This is a genomic window from Lapillicoccus sp., assembly GCF_036559105.1.
Lineage (GTDB): Bacteria > Actinomycetota > Actinomycetes > Actinomycetales > Dermatophilaceae > Lapillicoccus.
Map to the genome: position 1 here is coordinate 1 of NZ_DATBTV010000090.1, position 5,963 is coordinate 5,963.

Annotated in this window: 5 protein-coding genes; 3 read left to right on the top strand and 2 right to left on the bottom strand. The window is 71.0% G+C overall.

Annotation, left to right across the window (positions count from 1 at the left end):
• From VIG79_RS11645 to VIG79_RS11655, 3 genes are all read left to right on the top strand, one after another.
• Positions 1-414 (top strand): sugar phosphate isomerase/epimerase family protein (locus VIG79_RS11645; RefSeq protein ID WP_331885745.1); only part of this gene is annotated, 414 nt, incomplete at its 5' end.
• Positions 415-465: 51 nt separating this feature from the next.
• Complete coding sequence (locus VIG79_RS11650) at positions 466-1,239, top strand: TIM barrel protein (RefSeq protein WP_331885747.1); 774 nt, start codon at positions 466-468, stop codon at positions 1,237-1,239.
• 65 nt (positions 1,240-1,304) lie between these two features.
• A complete protein-coding gene (locus VIG79_RS11655; RefSeq protein WP_331885749.1) occupies positions 1,305-4,478 on the top strand; it encodes a glycosyl hydrolase in 3,174 nt (1,057 codons plus the stop codon).
• Positions 4,479-4,698: 220 nt separating this feature from the next.
• Here the strand turns inward: VIG79_RS11655 and VIG79_RS11660 are convergent, their stop codons facing one another.
• On the bottom strand, positions 4,699-5,667 hold the full coding sequence (locus VIG79_RS11660) for an alpha/beta hydrolase (RefSeq protein ID WP_331885751.1): 969 nt from the start codon (positions 5,665-5,667) through the stop codon (positions 4,699-4,701).
• Between the two features lie 22 nt (positions 5,668-5,689).
• A partial coding sequence (locus VIG79_RS11665; RefSeq protein ID WP_331885753.1) for an alpha/beta hydrolase fold domain-containing protein occupies positions 5,690-5,963 on the bottom strand: 274 nt, incomplete at its 5' end.

Genomic DNA, 5,963 nt, shown 5'->3' on the forward strand with positions numbered 1-5,963 from the left:
CTCACCGGCCTGCTCGAGGCCACCGACCCCGCGCTGGTCGGCATGGCCCTGGACACCGCCGAGCTGACCGTCGGCGGCATCGACCCGGTGGGCTACTACCGCGCCCACGCCGGCCGGGTCACTCACGTCCACCTCAAGGACACCCGCTTCGCCGACACCGGCGAGGAGTACCTCACGCCCGGCGCTGAGGCCACCATGCTCCAGGGCGGCGCCGGCCGTCGGATCGAGCGGTGGTTCTTCGAGCTCGGCACCGAGGGTGGTCTGGTCGACGTCCCGGCCTTCGTCGCAGCGCTGCGGGAGCACAGCTACCCGGGCTGGGTCGTCGTCGAGAGTGATCACGGCGGCAACCCGGCCGAGTTGACGATGCTCAACAGCTGGTACCTGCAGCACCGGCTCGCGGTCGCGCGTCGATGAACCCGGGTGCCTCCTATTCCTCTTTTGCTCCCCTCTCCCTGGAGGTCTGACGTGTACCAGCTTTCCGCCAACATCGAATTGCTCTTCAAAGAGGCCGGCGAGGCCCCCGACCGGGTGCGTGCCGCTGCCGCGACCGGATTCGACGCCGTGGAGATGTGGTTCTCCACCGACAAGGACCTCGACGCGCTCGGCAAGGCGCTCGCCGACACGGGTACCCAACTGACGTCCCTGCTCGCCGGCCCGCGGATGGGCTATACCTATCCCGGCACCGACCTCGCCCCCTTCCATGAGGGTCTGGACGTCGCCGTCGCGAACGCCCAGCAGCTCGGCTGCCCCCGCGTGGTGCTCGCCTCGGGCACGGGCTTCCCCGGAATGAACCGGCAGAAGAACCACCAGCTCATCACCGACATGTTCGCCGAGGCGGTCGAGCGGACGGCGGGTTCGGGCATCGAGTTCGCCCTCGAACCGATCAACTCGCGCGTCGACCACCCCGGTGCGCTGACCGACCGGACCGACGACGCCGTGCAGATCGCCCGCGCCATCGGGTCAGACCGGTTCGGCATCCTCTACGACCTCTACCACTCGATCGTGCAGGGCGAGGACCCGGCGACCGAGCTGGCCAACGCAGCCGGCCTCGTGAAGTATGTCCAGCTCGCCGACGTCCCCGGCCGCGGGCAGCCCGGCAGCGGCCGAGTCGACTGGGCCGCGCAGCTGGGGGTGCTGCGTGCCTCCGGCTACGACGGCCCGATCGGGCTGGAGTACTTCCCGACCGTCCCGTCGGAAGAGTCCGTCCGGCTGATCCGCTCGATCGCGGCAGACGCGTGACGCCGGGCGGGATCGACGTCCCTGCAAGAACCGTGCCCCCCTGTCTCGGACAGGACGGTGACCGCATGACCCTGGACGACCTATGGGAGGGCTTCCGCACGCCACCCGACGAGGCGCGACCCCGGGCCTGGTGGCACTGGATGGACGGCAACGTCGATCCCGCCGGCATCCGGCTCGACCTGGAGTGGCTGCACCGGACCGGCGTGCGAGGCGTGCAGATGTTCGACGGCGGCATGGGCACCCCCCAGGTCGTGCCGGAGCGGGTCCGGCACGGCTCGGCGGAGTGGCAGGACGCCGTCCGACTGGCTGCCGGTCTTGCCGAGCAACTGGGGCTGGAGTTCGCTGTGGCCACGTCGGCCGGCTGGAGCGCGGCCGGCGCACCGTGGGTCGAACCGGCCGACGCCATGAAGAAGGTCGTCTGGTCAGAGACGGTGCTGGAGGGGGGCCGGGCGGTCGAGCAGCAGCTCGTGCCGCTCCCCGACGTGGCGGGCCCGTACCAGGACTGCCCGCGCTGGGGCGCGGACGCGCGCGCACATCGGTTCGCGTGGGACTGGGTCGCCGTTGCCGTGCCGGACGACGACGTGCCGATCCGCCTGGCCCCGTCATCGGTGACGGCGTCGGCCGCGGTGCAGGACTGGACACCACTCGTCGATGGCAGCTTCGCCAGCTCGGTGTCGTTGCCGCGGGATCCGGATGGACGCTCGAGTGCCTGGATCGAGCAGGTCTTCGATGCGCCCGTCACCGTCGCGGCCGTCACTGTGGGGTTCCCCGGACCGCGAGGCTTCGGAGCCGCGCCTGCGCCGCGCGCCGTGCTCGAGGCCAGCGACGATGGCGTCGCCTACCGCGTCGTCGCCGATCTCGCGCTGCCCGACGCGCCGGCAGCAGGGGCCGTGCCGGTGCGCACCGTGGCCTTCCCGCCGGTGACGGCGCGGCGGTTCCGGCTCGGGCTGACCGGCGACAGCGCCGAAGCCGCACTGCCCCGGCTGGCCGCCGGCGTGCGCGTTCCGCCGATCCTGCGACGCGTCTCGGAGTTCCTCGTCTCGGAGTTCGCGTTGTTCGCCGGCGGACGGGTGCACCAGGCAGAACTCAAAGCCGGGTTCGCCGCGGCTCCCGACTACTACGCCCTCGACGCGGACCCCGCGTCGGCGACATCGGCCATCGATCCGGCGCAGGTCATCGACGTGACCGCCCACGTGGACGAGCACGGCAGGCTGCGGTGGACAGCGCCCGCTGGGGCCTGGCGCGTCCTGCGGTTCGGGATGTCACTGACCGGCCAGACGAACGGCCCCGCTGCGGCCGAGGCGACCGGACTGGAGGTCGACAAGCTCGACGGGACGAGGGTGCGGCACTACCTGGACACCTACTTGGCGCTGTTCGACGGCGCGTCACTCGACGCCCTGCTCAGCGACAGCATCGAATCCGGACCGCAGAACGCGACCGACCTGCTCCGTGAGCGATTCATCGAGCTGCGACGTTACGACCCGATGCCGTGGTTGCCGGCGCTCGCCGGCTACCTCGTGGGCGACGCGTCCCGGACTGACCGGTTCCTGTGGGACCACCGGCGCACGATCAGCGACCTGGTAGCCGCCGAGTACTACGGAACACTCGAGGCCGAAGCGCACGCACGGGGTCTGACCTACTACGCCGAAGCCCTCGAGGACCACCGCCCCCAGCTCGGCGATGACCTGGCCATGCGCAGCCATGCCGACGTCCCGATGGGCGCCCTGTGGATGTTCGACGCGGGCAGCGAGGAGCCGGCGCCGACCTACCTGGCCGATCTCAAGGGCGCCTCGTCGGTGGCACACGTGCACGGCAAAGCGTTCACCGGCGCGGAGTCGATGACTGCCCTGCACCGCCCGTGGAGCTACACACCCCGCCGGCTGAAGCATGTCGCCGACCTCGAGCTCGCCCTGGGGGTCACCCGCTTCTGCATCCACACCTCACCGCACCAGCCCACCCAGGTGCCGCCGCCGGGGATCGGGCTGGCGCCCGTACTCGGACAGGCGTTCATCCGCTCGGAGCCCTGGGCCGACCTCGCGAGACCGTGGATCGACTACCTCGCCCGCTGCTCATGGCTGCTCAACCAGGGAACTCCCGCTGTCGACATCGCGGTCTTCATCGGCGAGGAAGGCCCCGTCACGGCCCTCTTCGGTGATCAGCCCGACCGTGCGGTGCCGACTGGGTTCGACTTCGACTACCTGGACCTCGACGCCTTGGAGACGCGCTTCTCCGTCAGCGGGGGAAGCCTGGCGGCGGGCGACGTGAGCTACCGCTTGCTGTATCTGGGCGGCTCGAGCTCCCGGATGACCGTTCGGGCCCTCGGCGCTCTGGTTGCGCTGGTCGACGCCGGTGCCACGGTCGCCGGCCACCGCCCGACGGGTTCTCCATCCCTGGCGGACGACGACGCCGAGCACGCTGAGCTCTGTGACCGGCTCTGGGGCGCCGGTCGCGTGCGGGACACCGATGACCTGGCCGCGGTGCTGTCCGAGCTGGGCGTGCGCAGGACCCTCGTCGTCGACGGACCAGAGGTCCTGCGGATCGGCCGGCGAACCGCGGTCGGCGAGCTCCACTTCGTTGCGAACCCGTCCCCGGAACCGGTCAGCCTGGGCCTCTCGACTCCTGACGGCCAGCCGCTGATCGCCTGGGACCCGGTGACCCTGCGCCGGGCGGCCCTGTCCGACACGGGCACCGGTCACCGGCTCGACCTGCCTGCCCTCGGATCGGTGTTCCTCCTGCCGGGCGGGCACGCCGACGAGGCACGGAGCACGGTCGCCGAACGACACCTCGACGGCACCTGGCGCCTGGCGCTCCCGGGCGTGCTGGACGACGAGCTCCCAGCGGGACCGGTTCCGTGGACGGACCTCGGCGGCAAGGCGGCGGGGTTCGCGGGGACGGGCACGTACACCACTGAGGTCGACGTGGAGCACAGGCTTCTCGAGGGGCACGCGGTCGTCCTCGAACTCAGCGACGTGGGAGACGTCGCCCGGGTCCGGATCAACGGCGTCGAGCAGGGCATCGTCTGGACCGCCCCCTGGCAGCTCGAGGTCACCGGGTCGCTGCGGGCCGGTCGCAACCTCATCGAGGTCAGCGTCGCCAACGCGTGGATGAACCGCCTGATCGCCGAGGCAGCGTCCCCGACCGGGGAGATCTTCGGTCCGGTCGCGGAGGTGTACGCCCCGGACGCGCCTCTGCACGCCGCTGGCCTGTCGGGTCCCGTCCAGCTCCGAATCCTGCGATGAGGGAGCGGCCGCTACGGGAGCGAGGGCCAGCCTGCGCGCATCGCCGTGTCCCGTGCGCGGACGATCGACCAAGCCGACATGACCCGATCAGCCGGAATCGCGCTGGATGAGGCGTGCCGTGGACGAACGGTCGCGACGGGGGGCCGACGTGCTCTTCTCGTTGACGGACGTCCAACCTCTGATGGCGGGGCACAGGAGGTTGGCAAGAAGTTCGTCTTCCTCACAGGGGCCGGCTGATCACCCTTGTGAGCGCCTCGCGCAGGCTGTCGAGGACGCGGTCGAGCTCCGCTCGAACCCCAGGTGCAGAGCCGATGAGGTCGAAGCTGCCGTGTATCAGCCCGAGCCCGTCGTGCAACGTGACGGGCACGTCCGCATGGCGGAGCGCCTCGGCGTAGGCCCATCCGTGGTCCCGGATCGGATCGCACTCGGCGACGGAGACCACGGTCGGCGGAAGACCGGCGAGGTGTGGCTGCCGCAGCGGGGAGATCCGCGGGTCGGCGAGGTGGGCGACGTCAGGAACGTATTGGCGCACGGCGATGCGCAGGTTCTCCGGGGGTAGAGCGAATCCCTCGGCATAAGTCAGAAGCGAGGGATATCGGTCCGTGCGGTCGACGTCCAGGTCGAGAAGCGGGTACACCAGAAGTTGGGCGGCCACTGCCAGACCTGCGTCCCGCGCTTGCTGGACCACCGAGGCGGCAATGTTTCCGCCGGCGCTGTCGCCCCCGACGACGACCGTTCGGCGATCACCACCGAGATGGGCCGCTGAGTCGATGACCCAGCTCAACGCGGCGAGGCCGTCGTCGGTGGCCGATGGCCAAGGGTTCTCGGGCGCCAGCCGGTATGCCACCGAGACCACCGTGGCTGGCAGGGCGCGGCAGATGTCGCGGGCCATGACGTCGCCGGTGTCCAGACTTCCAGTGCACCAACCGCCGCCGTGGAACCACAGGATGGTGGGAGTCGGCCCGTCGTGCTCGGGCCGGTAGACCCGCACCGGCACGCCGCCGGCGGGGGAGGAGACGGTGTGCTCGGAGATCTCGCGCACCTGCGCTCGAAGCGCCGGTGGGGTGAGACGGGCAACACTCGCATCGTGCGCGGCGCGTGCATGGTCGATCGAGGAATCGGCGTAGCGGACCACCTCCGCTCCCTCCAGGACGACGAGCAGACGCGCGAGATCGGGGTCGAGCGGCACGGGTGCGGTCCTGTCCTCGGGCTCAGGAGCGGTCGGAGGCGATGGCGGGCAGTCCGGCGCCCCGGTGAACTGCCCGGAGGACGCCGATGGCTTCATCGCGCCACGCCCTGGCTGAGGGCATCACCTTCGTCAGGGCTGCGGAGAAGTGAACATGCCCGGGCTGGAGGGAGAAGGTCGCCGGCACGCCGGCCTCGCGGAGGCGTTCGACGTACCGCTCGCCGTCGTCCCGGAGCATGTCGTACTCGGCCGACATGACGTACGCCGGCGGCAGCCCGGACAGGTCCGGCGCGAGGAGC

Coding starts and splice junctions, on each gene's coding strand:
- VIG79_RS11655 (WP_331885749.1), top strand. CDS start 1,305: ATGACCCTGGACGACCTATGGGAGGGCTTCCGCACGCCACCCGACGAG.